At 41.8% G+C, this 14,965-nt stretch carries 13 protein-coding genes; 6 read left to right on the forward strand and 7 right to left on the reverse strand.

The window, feature by feature from the left end:
• Positions 1 to 8 precede the first annotated feature (8 nt).
• From C1A47_RS00240 to C1A47_RS00265, 6 genes are all read left to right on the forward strand, one after another.
• The gene (locus C1A47_RS00240; protein ID WP_111891258.1) at positions 9 to 1,076 is read left to right on the forward strand and encodes an asparaginase; all 1,068 of its coding nucleotides are present in this window, start codon (positions 9 to 11) and stop codon (positions 1,074 to 1,076) included.
• 148 nt (positions 1,077 to 1,224) lie between these two features.
• On the forward strand, positions 1,225 to 4,797 hold the full coding sequence (dnaE, locus tag C1A47_RS00245) for a DNA polymerase III subunit alpha (protein ID WP_111891260.1): 3,573 nt from the start codon (positions 1,225 to 1,227) through the stop codon (positions 4,795 to 4,797).
• Between the two features lie 15 nt (positions 4,798 to 4,812).
• The gene (locus C1A47_RS00250) at positions 4,813 to 5,655 is read left to right on the forward strand and encodes an RNA methyltransferase (RefSeq protein WP_111891262.1); all 843 of its coding nucleotides are present in this window, start codon (positions 4,813 to 4,815) and stop codon (positions 5,653 to 5,655) included.
• Entirely contained in the window at positions 5,648 to 6,457 is an 810-nt protein-coding gene (gene cysE, locus C1A47_RS00255) for a serine O-acetyltransferase (RefSeq protein WP_111891264.1), read from the forward strand. The genes C1A47_RS00250 and cysE overlap by 8 nt, the downstream gene beginning before the upstream one ends.
• A gap of 104 nt (positions 6,458 to 6,561) precedes the next feature.
• Entirely contained in the window at positions 6,562 to 7,416 is an 855-nt protein-coding gene (locus tag C1A47_RS00260) for an ABUW_2363 family tetratricopeptide repeat lipoprotein (RefSeq protein WP_111891266.1), read from the forward strand.
• A 129-nt stretch (positions 7,417 to 7,545) separates the two neighbouring features.
• Complete coding sequence (locus C1A47_RS00265; RefSeq protein WP_111892157.1) at positions 7,546 to 9,570, forward strand: esterase/lipase family protein; 2,025 nt, start codon at positions 7,546 to 7,548, stop codon at positions 9,568 to 9,570.
• 46 nt (positions 9,571 to 9,616) lie between these two features.
• Here the strand turns inward: C1A47_RS00265 and prpF are convergent, their stop codons facing one another.
• The 7 genes from prpF to C1A47_RS00300 all read right to left on the reverse strand — a co-directional run bounded on the left by prpF (position 9,617) and on the right by C1A47_RS00300 (position 14,756).
• On the reverse strand, positions 9,617 to 10,801 hold the full coding sequence (gene prpF / locus C1A47_RS00270; RefSeq protein WP_111891268.1) for a 2-methylaconitate cis-trans isomerase PrpF: 1,185 nt from the start codon (positions 10,799 to 10,801) through the stop codon (positions 9,617 to 9,619).
• Between the two features lie 213 nt (positions 10,802 to 11,014).
• Complete coding sequence (locus C1A47_RS00275) at positions 11,015 to 11,389, reverse strand: ribonuclease E inhibitor RraB (RefSeq protein ID WP_111891270.1); 375 nt, start codon at positions 11,387 to 11,389, stop codon at positions 11,015 to 11,017.
• Positions 11,390 to 11,516: 127 nt separating this feature from the next.
• The gene (locus tag C1A47_RS00280; protein WP_111891272.1) at positions 11,517 to 12,182 is read right to left on the reverse strand and encodes an RluA family pseudouridine synthase; all 666 of its coding nucleotides are present in this window, start codon (positions 12,180 to 12,182) and stop codon (positions 11,517 to 11,519) included.
• A 122-nt stretch (positions 12,183 to 12,304) separates the two neighbouring features.
• Complete coding sequence (locus C1A47_RS00285) at positions 12,305 to 12,730, reverse strand: hypothetical protein (protein ID WP_162625902.1); 426 nt, start codon at positions 12,728 to 12,730, stop codon at positions 12,305 to 12,307.
• Positions 12,731 to 12,753: 23 nt separating this feature from the next.
• The gene (locus tag C1A47_RS00290; RefSeq protein ID WP_111891276.1) at positions 12,754 to 13,455 is read right to left on the reverse strand and encodes a DUF1003 domain-containing protein; all 702 of its coding nucleotides are present in this window, start codon (positions 13,453 to 13,455) and stop codon (positions 12,754 to 12,756) included.
• Positions 13,456 to 13,539: 84 nt separating this feature from the next.
• Positions 13,540 to 13,788, reverse strand: coding sequence for a DUF6868 family protein (locus tag C1A47_RS00295; RefSeq protein ID WP_111891278.1), 249 nt, complete (start codon positions 13,786 to 13,788; stop codon positions 13,540 to 13,542).
• Positions 13,789 to 13,892: 104 nt separating this feature from the next.
• A complete protein-coding gene (locus C1A47_RS00300; protein WP_111891280.1) occupies positions 13,893 to 14,756 on the reverse strand; it encodes a transporter in 864 nt (287 codons plus the stop codon).
• Positions 14,757 to 14,965 lie beyond the last annotated feature (209 nt).

Genomic DNA, 14,965 nt, shown 5'->3' on the forward strand with positions numbered 1-14,965 from the left:
ATTTTTCGATGTTGACCAACTCAATCAGAACTTCAAATTTAGCAATCGATTTACTTGCCGATTCTCCTGCTTCAACTTATAAAAAAAATAATGTTGTCGTTGTCGCTACTGGTGGCACAATTGCAGGTGCTGGCGCAAGTTCAACCAACAGCGCAAGCTATACGGCGGCAAAAATTCCTGTTGATGCCTTAATTGACGCCATTCCACAAGTTCAGGATTTAGCCAATATTCGTTGGGTTCAAGCCTTACAAATTGCATCAGAGAGTATGACTGACAAGGAGTTGATTAACCTTGCCCGTCAAGTAAACGATTTAGCAAAAAGATCAGATGTGAACGGAATTGTGGTTACTCATGGCACAGACACTATGGAAGAAACAGCTTTCTTCTTAAGTCTTGTAATCCGTAGTGACAAGCCGATTGTTTTGGTTGGCTCCATGCGTCCAGGTACAGCACTATCAGCCGACGGCCCATTAAATCTTTATAGTGCTGTGGCTTTAGCCTCTTCCGATACTGCAAAAGGAAAAGGGGTTTTGGTGATGATGAATGATACAATCTTTGCCGCACGTGATGTCAGCAAGATCATTAATATCCATACCAATGCTTTTGTTAGCCAATGGGGTGCATTAGGTACTATTGTCGAAGGGAAACCGTACTGGTTCCGCGAAAGTACCAAACGCCATAACAGTTCTTCCGAATTCAATATCGAATCAATTGAAGGTGACAGTTTACCATTAGTCGGAATTGTGTATGGTGCAAATAATATGTTGCCGCAATCATATCTGGTACTACAACAGGCGGGTGCAAAAGCGATTATTCACGCTGGAACAGGCAATGGCTCTGTTGCCGACTACATCGTACCCACTTTAAATAAGTTGCAATCGGAAGGTGTACAAATCATCCGTTCATCCCATGTACCACAAGGTTTTGTGATTCGTAATGCTGAACAACCCGATGATACGTATGGCTGGGTCGTAGCACATGATCTAAATCCGCAAAAAACACGCCTGCTCACTGCTTTAGCACTGACTAAAACCACAGATGCAAAAGAAATCCAACGCATGTTCTATGAATACTAATTTATAAACAAATGCATAGATCCCGAAGTCTCTGGCTTCGGGATTTTTTTAATAAAAACTGCATAGATTTTCCACAAAGAAAAATTACAGGCTTAAATTGTAGAAATAGCATGTTAAAATAGCCATTGCTTTCGCGAAGGACGTTTTTATGCAGCAGTTTGTACATCTTGGTATTCATACAGAATTTTCGATTACCGAATCGATTGTTCGTATACCTGATCTGATTAAAACTGCGGTAAAACAAGAAATGCCGGCCTTGGCATTGACAGACCTGTCAAATCTGCATGCAGCAGTCAAGTTCTATAAATCCTGCCTAAGCAAAGGTATCAAGCCCATTTTAGGCAGCACGATTCGTCTGAACGATGCCGACCATAAAGCCACCTTGCTTGCGATCGACAACCACGGCTGGCGTAGCATTACCGAACTGGTTTCCCAAGGTTTTATTGAAGGCCAGCAACTCGATATTCCTTGTGTGAAAAAAGAATGGGTACTCAATCAACACGAAGGCATTATTGTCCTGCTTGGTATCCATAGTGATGTCGGTCAACTACTCTGCTCATCCAATCCGCAAAAAGCTGAACCCCTCTTTCAAGAATGGCATGAAAAATTTGGCAATCGGGTTTACTTTGCACTGACGCGTACTAACCGCCCGAACGAAGAAGATTTTATTAATGAGGCGATTAAACTGGCTGCCAAATATCAGGTCGGTGTCGTCGCTCACAATGATGTGCACTTTATTACTGAAGAAGATTTTGAAGCACACGAAGCGCGGGTATGTATTGCCGATGGTTATGTCTTAGCCGATGATCGCCGTCCACGTTTTTATAGCACAGAGCAGTACTTTAAGACTGCCGAGCAAATGATTGAACTGTTTGCCGATATTCCTAGTGCGATTGACAACACGGTTCAGATTGCGAAACGCTGTAATGTCAGCTTACGTTTGGGCAAATACTTCTTGCCTGACTACCCAATTCCTGATGGCTTCACCATCGACACTTACTTTGAGCACTTATCTAAAGAAGGCTTGGAAGAACGTCTGGAACAGCTTTACCCAAGTGCCAAACGTGACGAGGACTGGCCTGAAATTCGTAAACCTTATGATGAACGTATCCGCTATGAGGTCGATATTATTCTCAAAATGGGTTTCCCAGGTTACTTCCTGATCGTCATGGACTTCATTCAGTGGTCGAAAAATAACGGCGTTCCCGTTGGCCCAGGACGGGGTTCAGGTGCAGGTTCCCTTGTGGCATTCAGTCTGAAAATTACCGACCTTGACCCACTGCGTTACGATTTGCTATTCGAACGCTTCTTGAACCCTGAACGTGTTTCGATGCCCGACTTTGACGTCGACTTCTGTATTGCAGGGCGTGACCGCGTCATTGACTATGTTGCCCGTCACTATGGCCGTGATGCGGTATCGCAAATTGCCACTTTTGGTACGATGGCGGCTAAAGGTGCGATTCGTGACGTAGCGCGTGTTTTAGGAAAATCGTATGGTCTTGCTGACCGTATTTCCAAAATGGTGCCGACCAAACCACTCGGTGTAGACCTAGCCACTGCGATTGAGATGGAACCACAACTCAAGGATGTAGTGACCAACCCATCGAACCCTGACTATGACGATGCCTCAGAAATCTGGGAAATGGCTCTCAAACTCGAAGGGATTACCCGAAATACAGGTAAACATGCGGGTGGTGTGGTGATTGCACCGACCAAAATTACCGACTTCTCTGCGGTACTTTGTGATGCCGATGGCACAAACCGCGTCGCCCAGTACGATAAAGATGATGTTGAATCCGCAGGTCTGGTCAAATTCGACTTTTTGGGTTTACGTAACCTGACCGTCATTGAAGATGCGGTACAGAACATTAACAAGCGTCGTGCTGCTGACGATCAGTTGCTGATTTCACATGTGGCGTTAGATGATCCGAAAGCCTACGATATCTTTGCTGAAGCCAATACCACCGCGGTCTTCCAGTTTGAATCCGTCGGCATGAAGCGCATGCTTAAAGAAGCGCGCCCAAGCAAATTTGAAGAAATTATTGCCTTTGTATCGTTGTATCGTCCAGGGCCAATGGATCTGATTCCTGACTTTATTCACCGTATGCACGGCGGCGAGTTCGAGTATTTACATCCACTGTTAGAAGGTGTCCTCGAACCGACCTATGGCATTATGGTGTATCAGGAACAGGTAATGCAGGCAGCGCAGTACTGCGCGGGCTATACCCTCGGTGGTGCAGACTTGCTACGCCGTGCGATGGGTAAAAAGAAACCTGAAGAAATGGTCAAACAGCGCCAAATCTTCATTGAAGGTGCAGCCAAAAAAGATATTGATGAAGCCACAGCCAACCACATCTTCGACTATATGGAAAAGTTCGCAGGCTACGGTTTCAACAAATCACATGCTGCAGCGTATGCACTGGTTGCCTACCATACTGCATGGCTCAAAGCCCATTACCCTGCTGAATTCTTGGCAGCGGTCATGTCATCGGAAATGCAGAACACGGACAACGTGGTGTTCTTGATTGACGACTGCCGTACCAACGGGCTTGACGTGTTACCACCATCGGTGAATATGTCGCTGTATCATTTCCACGCCAGTGCTGAACGCACCATTGTCTATGGTCTAGGGGCAATTAAAGGTGTGGGTGAGCAAGCCATGCAATCGGTGATTGATTCACGCGAAAAAGATGGCCCTTATCAGGATTTATTCGATTTCTGTCACCGCATTGACCTGAAAAAAATCAATAAGCGTACTCTCGAAGCGCTAATTCGTGCGGGTGCGCTAGATTGTCTAGGCATTGAACGTTCGAGTCTAATGGCTCAACTTCCTGAAGCGGTACAAGCGGCTGAACAGGCTCGTCAAAACCGTGAAACAGGGATTATGGATTTATTTGGTGAAGTTGAAGAAGTTCAACGTAAGCCTGCAAAACCCGTTAAACCGTGGTCAGACGAAGTTCGTCTCAAAGGTGAAAAAGATACACTTGGTTTGTATCTGACAGGTCACCCGATTGATGTCTATCGTCCTGAGTTAAAAGCCTTTATTCCAAGCAAAATCAGTGAACTCAGCCCAACTCGTCGTGGTCAAACCACCGTGTTTGCAGGTTTAGTCATGGATGTTGCCAACTTCCCGAACCGTATGATGATAACCCTCGATGACGGTACTGCACGTATTGAAGTCAGTTGTAACCACGAACGTTTCCAACGCTTTAAAGAAGTCATTCAAAATGAGCGTGTGGTGATCATTGAAGGTGAGATTTATGAACGTGAAGGCTTTGAACGCCCAATGGCGCGTTTAACCAAAGCCTTTGATTTAAACGAAGTTCGTCAAAAACGTGCACAAAACATTCAAGTCAAGCTCGACGAGCACAGCTTTAGCCCAAGCTTATCGACAGATTTGCAGCAATTATTGCAACCGTTTAAGCAATTGCCAGACTATCAACACATTCCTGTGGTACTTAAGCTCGACTTTAGCTACGCACAGGCAGAACTGCATTTCGCTGATCACTGGAAAATTGCACCAACGGACGATGCACTGCGTAAACTGCGGGATTATTTTGGGAAAGATGCCCTTTATGTGGAATACCACGTCAAGTCTAAAGCAGCAAAAGCCATTAGCCTTGAAGAAGCTCAAGTGGTGAATGTACCACCACCGCCTGCCGACATGAGCATGGACGAAGCTCTTGATTTATATCAAGCTGAAGTCAATCAATATTCGTAAGATCTTGGAATAACTATGAAAACTTTTGATAATGCGATGGTGTCATCGCATTTAAACCATGTACGTATTGTCATGGTCAACACCACTTTACCTGCCAATATTGGTAGCGCTTTACGTGCCATGAAGACCATGGGCTTAAGCAAACTGGTTCTGGTTGCACCAAAGACCTATCCTCATCCCGATATTGATGCTTTAGCCGCTGGTGCAACAGATCTAATTGAACAGATTGAAATTGTTGAAACGCTTGAAGATGCGATTGCCGACTGTCATTTGGTGTTTGGTACCAGTGCGCGTAGCCGTACCATTCCTTGGCCATTGCTGGATGTTCGTCCTGCCAGTGAGAAAGCATTACAGGCTGTTGTTCATCAACAGCAAGAAATCGCGATTATTTTCGGACGTGAAGATCGTGGTTTGACCAATGAAGAACTCGCGCTGGCGAACTTCCACGTCACCATTCCTGTCAATACTGAATATGGTGTGTTGAATGTGGCTCAAGCCATTCAAATCATCTGTTATGAACTGCGTATGGCAACGCTAGCATACGAACAACACGACAATCCTGATGAACAAAGCATGCCTGTCAATAATCAGATTGATATGCACTGGGATGAGCCATTGGTGACACAGGAACAGATGCAACAATTTTATCCACACTTAGAAAAAATGCTTGAAGAAATTGAGTTTTTAGATCTAAATAATCCAAGGCTACTTCCATTACGCTTGCGCCGCTTATTCGGCAGAATTCAACTGGATCGTATGGAATACAACTTGTTACGTGGAATTTTTACCCGTGTACAAGCTCTCAGCCAAGGCAAATGGAAAAAATCAACAGATAAGGAGGATCAACCCCATGTTTAAGCAGCTCAAAGAAGATATCAATGCTGTTTTTGCTCGAGATCCAGCCGCACGCAACACCTTAGAAGTCCTGACCACTTATCCTGGTATCCATGCATTAATTATGCATCGCATGGCTCATGAACTCTGGAAAAAAAACTGTAAAGGCAGTGCACGTGCGTTATCCTCCTTTAGCCGTTTTGTGACAGGCATTGAAATTCACCCTGGCGCAAAAATTGGTAAGCGTTTCTTCATTGACCACGGTATGGGTGTGGTGATTGGTGAAACTGCTGAAATTGGTGATGATGTCACCCTGTATCACGGTGTTACGCTTGGCGGTACGACATGGAACAAAGGCAAGCGCCACCCGACACTTGAAGATGGTGTGATTGTTGGTGCTGGTGCCAAAATTTTAGGGCCATTCACTGTGCATAAAAATGCCAAAGTCGGTTCAAACGCGGTTGTTACCAAAGAAGTTCCTGAAGGTGTGACAGCTGTTGGTAACCCTGCCCGCTATATCTTTAAAGATAAAGACAAGAATGTAGAAGAAGAACGTCGTCGAGACTACGCACAGCAAATTGGCTTTCAACCTTATGCAGCATCTCAAGACCAGACCGATCCAATTTTAGAAGGCATTCGTGTGTTAATGGATCGTATGCAAAGCAATGAACAACGTATGAACACCCTTTGCCAACGCCTGTCTTTACTTGATCCAACCTTCAAAAAGCAACAAACTGAACAGCAACCTTACAGCGAAGAAGAGTTAAAAATTATTGAGGAAGTGCGCCGCGAGTGTGAATCTCAAACTCGACAATCACAAGTCTAAAAGCTCCAAATAGCATACTGTTACACGCTTGTACTTGTATGCTGTTTTGCTTTTTTTTAGACTGCTGAACAAATCGTTTTCCCTCAACTATTCTGGAAATCAAAATGAGATTAAAAGCTATAGCAACGATGCTGATGACAGCAACTCTTCTTTCGGCATGCGGCGTTGCTGTAAAAAATAATAATTCTCAGAATACGCCGATTGTGTTCACTGAACCTGCGGTTACACCACCGTTTTATGCATTAAATCCATTTAACTATGCTGCTCCGCCAGCATTTGAAGTTGATTTAAAACAAGCGCATGCAAACAAATTAATTGTTCCTACAGTAGATAGCAATCAAGCAAATATGAAATTTGCACCTGCTGCTGGGCACAATGAACTTGATGTGACCCAAATTGATGACTTTTTACAGTTAGTTGAAGGTAAAGCACGTCACTACCCACCTCAATTCACAAACCGCAACGAACGTCGTGGTTTTGAGACCAAGCTACGAGAGATTAGTGTTCAGCTTGATGCCCTAGCTGCAAACCGCAATGCTTCTTATGATGTGCTGATTCGTGCATTTAAGGTGAGCGTCATGGCGCGTAACCTTGATATGGGTACGCAGTTCACCACTAAATCACTACAATACGCTCAGCGCCTCATTAAAATGAGTCCGAATGACCCAACAACGAACTTCTGGTTTGGTTTTTCACTCTCTGAAGGGGGTGGTCAGCGTGAAGCAATTCCTTATTTAGACAAAGCAATTAAAGGTGGCGTACAAGAAGCCTACTTGTCTGCAGTGAATAATTACTTATTCCTTGAACAACGCAGAAATGCACTGTCTACATTGCATACTTATAAAGTGAAATACCCTGAAGAAAGTAAAGTGGTTGATCGTTTAGTCATGGAAATTGAAAAGCAAGGCCGTACCAATGTTTGGGAAAACCTCACAGCAATGAAACAAGGTCACTACTAAACTGACCAAGATCTTATAAATTTCATAAAAGGCGACTATTTTGGTCGCCTTTTATATTTTTCACATTGAAAAATGGCAACATTTTCGTATGCTTGTCTTAATCTCTTCTCTGCTGCGAAATTAGATACCATGCATGCAAAACTGTTGAAATCTACATTTCTGTTTATTCCTCTGCTCAGTAGTCTAATTTTAGGAGGATGTCAGGTTGTCAATGTCAAACAACAAGCCTTGAATATTACTATTTCAAATGAACGTGACAGTATTCTCACCCGAGACAAACTCAGTGAAGCCAGCCTGAATGTCTTATCCATGACAGGACGTGAAGCCAAAGGATGTGCCAACGATCCAGCAGCCTGTTTGCAGTTCATTCAAAAAATGCCACAAATTCCAGAAGAACAATTGTTTTCAACAGCAAGTGAGTTGTATTTAGCAAAAGCAAAACAACTTGAAAGTTCAAAGGATTGTAAGAACATTCCAAAACTAGAAAAAAATCCATCTAAAAAACATCTGCACCAACAACAACTGCATGTGAGCTGTATTACTGAAGAAGGTGAAATGCTCGATAAAAGTATTCGCTACAGCTATGCCTATCTCTTCCGCTCAAATCGAGAGCCACAACAACGTATTTTTGATAACCGCCAAGTTCAGGTTCGAGATTTCTATAATCAAGCGATTGCTAAACTAGGCTCAGCATATCCAGCCCAAGCGGTCGATGTACAAAAGCATTTACCGCAGAGTGTTAAAATGGGAGAAAGCAACTATCGCTTAGACTTTAGTGATTATCCCGAATTGGCCAGTCAGCCCATCGAAAGCTATATGTCGAGTTACAATTTAAATTTTTCAGGCTTGCGCTCAATTAACCGTCGTGACGGTTTTGGTTCAGAATTTGTTGTCATCTTACCTAAAAAGCATATTGATGAAGAAAACCAATATATTTTAGATCCACTACATTACCAGTTTAAAGATGGTGTTAATCCTAATATTCGCTCTCCGCGTTATCTTTCTAGCACCATTACCATTGAACCTGAAAAAAATACCAGTCTGCAAGATTTGCTAAACAACTCTCCGATGGTAATTAAAATTCATGATCCCTATCGTTCAGACCGCATCAACATCGAAAATAACTCTTATCCACTAGCGGCAAACTATTCTGCACCTTATGGCTTATGGCTTGCACAAAATAACTTAGGCAAATCGGCATATTTAAGTCTAATCGATAAAGATCAAAATCTGGCGATGCCTCATTTATATATGCTGGAACCATTTAACCCGAACAAAAAAGTGATTGTCCTGATTCATGGTCTTGCCAGCAGCCCTGAGGCTTGGATCCGATTGACCAATGACATCATGGGAGATCCTGTTTTACGAGAGCATTATCAGGTCTGGCAGGTTTTTTACTCGACCAACATGCCGATTATGGAAAGCCGTTTTCAGATTTATGCACTTTTAAAACAGTCCTTTGCTTTGGTTGACCCGAAATCACCTGCCTATAGTGATTCTGTTCTGATTGGCCACTCTATGGGTGGAATTATTGCACGCCTACTGGTTAGTCATGCAGATCTTAGCAGTCAGGCATTTAAGACATTAAAAAGCCCAAGTTTACTAAAAAAACATCGAAATGATCCAATTGTACTAGAACGTCTACGTATCCAGCCTATCACCAATTTTGATCGAGCAATTTTCTTATCTTCCCCAAATAAAGGAACAGCTTTTGCTGATCGTTGGTTCACCAAAATGGCCCGCCGTATCATCCGCGTTCCTAGCGTATTTGTGAGTGCTATCGGAACGACATTACAAGGTGATCTCAATAAAAGTACCTTAAAGCAACTTGACCAGAACATCATTCAAAATGGGCCAAGTGACTTGAGTTATAAATCTGCATTTATTGCGATAACTAAAAATGTAAATCCGCCTAAAGGCTTTATTTTTCATTCAATCATTGGCAATGACACCAAAAGTAACGATCCAGCAAAAATTACAGATGGTGTCGTTCCATACAGCAGTGCACATTTAGATGGTGCTGCATCGGAGAAAATTATTCATGGCGGACACTCCATTCAGGAAACACCTGAGGCAGTGCTTGAACTACGCCGTATTTTACGTTTGCATTTAATCCAGCATGGTTTATACCAAGCCCCTCAAATCAATCAATAAGTAGCAAAAAAAACAGCCTCATGATGAGGCTGTTTTTTTATTCAAATTAGAATGTATTCTCAGGGAGATACACTTCACCTTTCATTAAGATACGGGCACTACGACTCATAATCGCTTGCTGCATTTGCCAAACACCATTGTGTTCGACCATTTCTGCACCCACAGTTAATGTTCCAGATGGATGACCAAAACAGACTTTATTGCCAGTTTTTGAACTTCGCTTTTCGTAAACAATTGTGCCTGGTACACAAGCTGCCGCTGCAATTGCTATGGCTGCGGTTCCCATCATGGCATGATGCAGTTTACCCATCGACATGGCACGCACAACCAGATCAATTTGAGATGCATCGACAGCTTTACCACTAGAACTCACATATGACTGTGCAGGAGCAGCAAAAGCAATTTTAGGGGTATGTTGACGAGTTACTGCTTCTGCCAAATCAGAAATCAGTCCCATTTTGAGTGAAGCATATGCACGAATTTTTTCAAGTTTGACAAGCGCTTGAGGATCACTGTTAATTGCTTCTTGTAGTTCTGTACCTGTATAACCCAAATCCTCAGCATGTAAAAAGACCGTTGGAATACCCGCCTGAATCATGGTTACTTCAAAAGAGCCAATATCTGGAACATCAAGCTGCTCTTTGAGTTTTCCTGTCGGAAAAATGCCTGTAGTTGCTTCAGGGTCAACCTCTTCACAAAATGCCAGCGGAATTTCTGCCGCTGGAAATGTCACACCATCTAATTCAAAGTCACCCAGTTCCTGTACACGCCCATCAACAATCGGCACATGTGCAATAATCGTTTGCTGAATATTGACCTGCCAAATACGAACTGTACAGACACCATTTTCAGGAATTCGGCTAGCATCAACTAACCCTTGATGAATCGCATATGGCCCTACTGCCGCAGATAAATTGCCACAATTCCCTGTCCAGTCAACAAATGGCTGATCAATTGCAATTTGCCCAAACAAATAATCGACATCATGCTCAGGCTTTTGGCTTTTCGTCACAATAACTGTTTTACTGGTACTTGAAGTTGCCCCACCCATGCCATCAATTTGCTTTGCGTATGGGTCAGGGCTTCCAATGACTCTCAGTAAAATCTGATCCCGCGCATGACCTGCAACTTGAGCCGCTTCGGGTAGATCCTTCAGGTTAAAGAACACACCTTTACTGGTCCCTCCGCGCATATATGTTGCGGGAATTGTCATTTGTTTCTGAGCAGCCATTTCCTTATTTTCCTATCTTCTATATTGTAAAAACGACTCACCTTGCATGAATCTGAATCACATCATGAACTCAAATTGTCGACAATTCTATTCGACTATGGGGGAATTAGGTTAAAAATATCATTGGGTGCATAAAAAATTATTCAATAAAAAAGCCCAAGTTTTAAGTAAACTTAGGCTTTTTTCTGAGTTTAGACGTTTTAATCAAACAGATTACTCTTCGTCTTCTTCATATTCGAATACATAGCTCATACAACCCCAACCATCGTATTCTCCATCATATTCTTTAGCGATCTTGGTAAACCATTCTTCTAGATCTACCACATCTTGATGTTCCAAAATCATATTGATATGCACATTCAATATCCATAGATTCTCTTGATCACTATGTTGATCTTCTTGATATAACGATACTTTTTGCTCTTGATGCAACAAATGCAAGGCACATTTCTCTGCCTGTTCCTGTTGTTCAAAAGCCATTGAAAATTCGACTTCATAAGGCTCAGTGAGATCACTACCATCTTCAACCATTTGCCAAAGTAAGTTGCCGTTTTCATCGTCTGGGAATTGCTGATAATCGCGTGTCATTGTTGTGTCCTTATTGTGTACTGGCTATTGTTATAAAATACAGCTTAGCTCATTTTTATTGCAGTTTGACGATATGTCAAACAAAAAATATTGTCGACAATCTTGCTTTTCAACACTTACAGCCCAGTTAAAATGGCGCGGGTAAATCCAGCTCGATTTTCTGTTGGGTTAACGGTTGTTGAAATGCCAAATATGCAGCATGCAGGGCCATCCGCGGTAAAGCAAATCGGCTTGGTTCAGGATGATATAAACCATCTCCCATAATTGGATGTCCAATATGTGCCATATGCACACGCAGTTGATGGGAACGACCTGTAATTGGTGTTAGTTTGACGCGACTAATATCGGTTTCAGCATTGTAGTTGATGCGTTCAAAAAGTGTTTTTGCTGTTTTACCATGCTCAAAACTGACCATTTGTCTCGGGCGATTTGGCCAATCGGTAATGAGTGGCACATCAACCGAACCATCAAGCTGAATTTCCCCCTGTAGCAAAGCAATATAGTGTTTGGTCACCTGGCGTGCCTGAAACATTTTACTGACCGCAACTTCAGCCTCACGGTGCTTTGCAAAAATCAACAAACCTGATGTCGCCATATCAAGTCGATGCGTCACTTTTGCCTGTGGATGTTGCTTTAGCACCCGTAGATATGCACTGTCCTGATGTTCTGGCAATCGCCCCATCACAGACAACAGACCTGCTGGTTTATGTATTACCAGCAAATCTTGATCTTCATAGACGGTTTGTAATGGTTCTTGTGGTGGACAATACACAAAAGGAGCAGGACTGGACATAACACAATTCAAACAGGAGAAATGCAGGCAACATATCAATGCTGTTTTCGGCTGTCAATCATTGATGGAATGGTTCTTGGACTAAAACTTTATGGAGACTAAAAAGCAATCCAGAGTGATGACTAATGGCTCAGATAAATCCGTGACATAGCCGCCAAGTCCAGACGTGTAAATGGACGTTGTTGTTGTCGGACTTGTGCTAAATATTCAGCACAATACGGATTTTTTTTACTCATACTACGAATACTCATCGCAAATCGTGCATGGGTTTCAATGCTGCATAACCTTGAAAACCGAGAAGCAAACATCGCACTCAAAGAAAAGGCAACCAGCAGTCCTAGCATAATTTTAGGCATCTCCACAAAAGGAATTTTGTGATAGATCAGCATACCCACTGCACCAATTGAGAAAATAAAAACACACAGAGAAATAAATCGGATACGGTATTTTTCTGCTTGCTGACAAAGTTCAGGCAAATCGGCTCTCGCTAATAAAATCTCTGGTCGATCAAACAAGATCCTATAACTATTCACTATATACTTTGCCATGATTCCTAGCCTCCCACTTAAACTTAGCGCTTTTTATTCATTTCAGAGAGCAAATCCAGTTGAATTTCCTGAATTTGTGTCAAACGCTCCCACTGATTTGAAAGCAAATGATCAATTTTTTCATGTAAATGTCGAATTTCCAACTCTGCTTTTAAATTAATTTGATAATCATGTTGCGAGCGTAATCGATCTTTAGCTTCCTGTCGATTTTGGCTCATCATAATAATGGGGGCTTGAATTGCCGCTAAACACGACAACACCAGATTCAGCAAAATAAATGGATATGGATCAACAGGATGAATGATAAAAACTATTGTATTGATCAGAATCCATGCCACAAGAAATACCGCGAAAAAAATCAGAAATGTCCAGCTACCACCAAAACTGGCAATTTTATCGGCAAGTTTTTCTCCAAATGTCCAATTCTGATCAAACTCTGTTTCTATATTTTTGCTGATCAGTTCATGATGCTGCATGCTGCTAATGACCTCTCTTTCAAGATCGGTCAATTCACCTTTTTCAGATCTCAGTAAAGAGTGAACATACTGAATACGATAGTGCGTCAAATCTGGGTGGCAAATAAAGCTATCCGATGACCACTCAGGACAATCCTTACGGATCTCCATGCTAATCACATCGCGAATCGCCTCGCTTGGAACAAGTGCCCTAAACGGAAATTGTTTTTTACAAACCGCACAATAATGAAGTGGAATTCGAGTATCCATAATATGCTGATGTTCTTAATCTTATGTTTATCATGATAGCAATATTTGACCGTTTTATGGCAATCATCATGCGATCACTTACCGTTATGGATGCCCGACAATATAGAGCGCCAATAATGGAACCAGATTAAACACAATCACCAAGATTTTATAGATAGCAATTCCTGCATAGTTAATCGTGTCAAATTGGCTATCTGACAAGTTAAACCATTGTGTATGTATATGTTTTAGAAATGGTCGAGCAAAAACAAACATCAAAAACCAAAAAATCAGAATAATGTAATTAATTAGGGTGGTGTATTGTAAAACATGCCTTATAAACTCATAACTCATGGTCTCTCTCCGACGGAGTAGATACCATGAGCATAAACCGAAAATTGCTAAAAATATAGACAACTTTTATTTCTAAAATAAACGCTATATTTTAAATACTTAAATTAAAATGCTTTTAAAAATCTCAAGTTAATTCGACTGTCTTCTTTAAAGCCATTTTCGACTTTAATGTCACGTCCATATGCCACAATCAATTGTGTTGTTGGTGTTGGATTAATTCCTGTTCCCACCCAAAATTTGGTTTGTTTCATCGCATCTGTAGTGACACCAGCCTGTTTAACATCACCTGCATTGCTATACGAAACCCCAGCGCGTAAATCCACTTTATCAGTTAAAAAGTAGCGTGCATTGGTTTGTACCTGATAACCCACATCTTGCTTAATGTCCCCACCAAGCGCATCGGTATTTTTGCCATAAAAGGTCATATCGGCAGAGACATCCCAAGCCAGTTTTGGTAACAAGCGTGTTGTATAAGCTGCCTGAATATTAAATTTGTAGCGATTTTCTCCTAAATTTAATGCCTTATTTGCAGAGTACTCACCTGTTGGCAAAAACAAATAAGGAGTTATCCCGAAACTGCTATGTGTGCTGGCATCGTGATATAAAAAGAAAATATTGGCTAAAATGATATCGCCCAAGCCACTGCTTGAACCGAGTTCAGAAATATCTTTACCCGCGTCTACATGCCCAAAAGGAACCAAGATTTGAGGCGCAATGTGGATGCCTGCAACATCGGTATAGTGCACATAACGTGCAATACCCACATCTGAGGTCAGATCATAATTACCCGAAACCTTATCGCTTCCGCCATAAAGCGAATCCCGTGAAGCATGCTGATAATACAACATGGCCAGATTTGTACCACTTGGCGCATATTCATAATCCCCAGCATCCAAATCAACAGCAAAAGCCTGAGAGAAACTTAAACAAACGGAGATAGCAAGAATGCTTCTTTTTAAAAACTTCATATTCCAATCCTTTGAATATCAAAATAAATAAGCCAATACATGTCTATTATTTAGACAATATTTGCTTATTTTCTAATCTACTGTTTTTCTTATTAAAAAAAACCATTCGATGGTCTTAATGACTTTTGCTGTATTCTACGATCTCTGTATAAATTTTTATGATGCTATTATTTAGAAAAAAGAATAATTACCTCTATTTAATTTCATAT

Source organism: Acinetobacter sp. MB5, assembly GCF_003261585.1.
Classification (GTDB): domain Bacteria; phylum Pseudomonadota; class Gammaproteobacteria; order Pseudomonadales; family Moraxellaceae; genus Acinetobacter.

Excerpts from the sequence above, each read along its gene's own strand:
- C1A47_RS00240 (WP_111891258.1), top strand. The coding sequence starts at position 9 with ATGTTGACCAACTCAATCAGAACTTCAAATTTAGCAATCGATTTACTT.
- dnaE (WP_111891260.1), top strand. The coding sequence starts at position 1,225 with ATGCAGCAGTTTGTACATCTTGGTATTCATACAGAATTTTCGATTACC.
- C1A47_RS00250 (WP_111891262.1), top strand. The coding sequence starts at position 4,813 with ATGAAAACTTTTGATAATGCGATGGTGTCATCGCATTTAAACCATGTA.
- cysE (WP_111891264.1), top strand. The coding sequence starts at position 5,648 with ATGTTTAAGCAGCTCAAAGAAGATATCAATGCTGTTTTTGCTCGAGAT.
- C1A47_RS00260 (WP_111891266.1), top strand. The coding sequence starts at position 6,562 with ATGAGATTAAAAGCTATAGCAACGATGCTGATGACAGCAACTCTTCTT.
- C1A47_RS00265 (WP_111892157.1), top strand. The coding sequence starts at position 7,546 with ATGCATGCAAAACTGTTGAAATCTACATTTCTGTTTATTCCTCTGCTC.
- prpF (WP_111891268.1), bottom strand. The coding sequence starts at position 10,801 with ATGGCTGCTCAGAAACAAATGACAATTCCCGCAACATATATGCGCGGA.
- C1A47_RS00275 (WP_111891270.1), bottom strand. The coding sequence starts at position 11,389 with ATGACACGCGATTATCAGCAATTCCCAGACGATGAAAACGGCAACTTA.
- C1A47_RS00280 (WP_111891272.1), bottom strand. The coding sequence starts at position 12,182 with ATGTCCAGTCCTGCTCCTTTTGTGTATTGTCCACCACAAGAACCATTA.
- C1A47_RS00285 (WP_162625902.1), bottom strand. The coding sequence starts at position 12,730 with ATGGCAAAGTATATAGTGAATAGTTATAGGATCTTGTTTGATCGACCA.
- C1A47_RS00290 (WP_111891276.1), bottom strand. The coding sequence starts at position 13,455 with ATGGATACTCGAATTCCACTTCATTATTGTGCGGTTTGTAAAAAACAA.
- C1A47_RS00295 (WP_111891278.1), bottom strand. The coding sequence starts at position 13,788 with ATGAGTTATGAGTTTATAAGGCATGTTTTACAATACACCACCCTAATT.
- C1A47_RS00300 (WP_111891280.1), bottom strand. The coding sequence starts at position 14,756 with ATGAAGTTTTTAAAAAGAAGCATTCTTGCTATCTCCGTTTGTTTAAGT.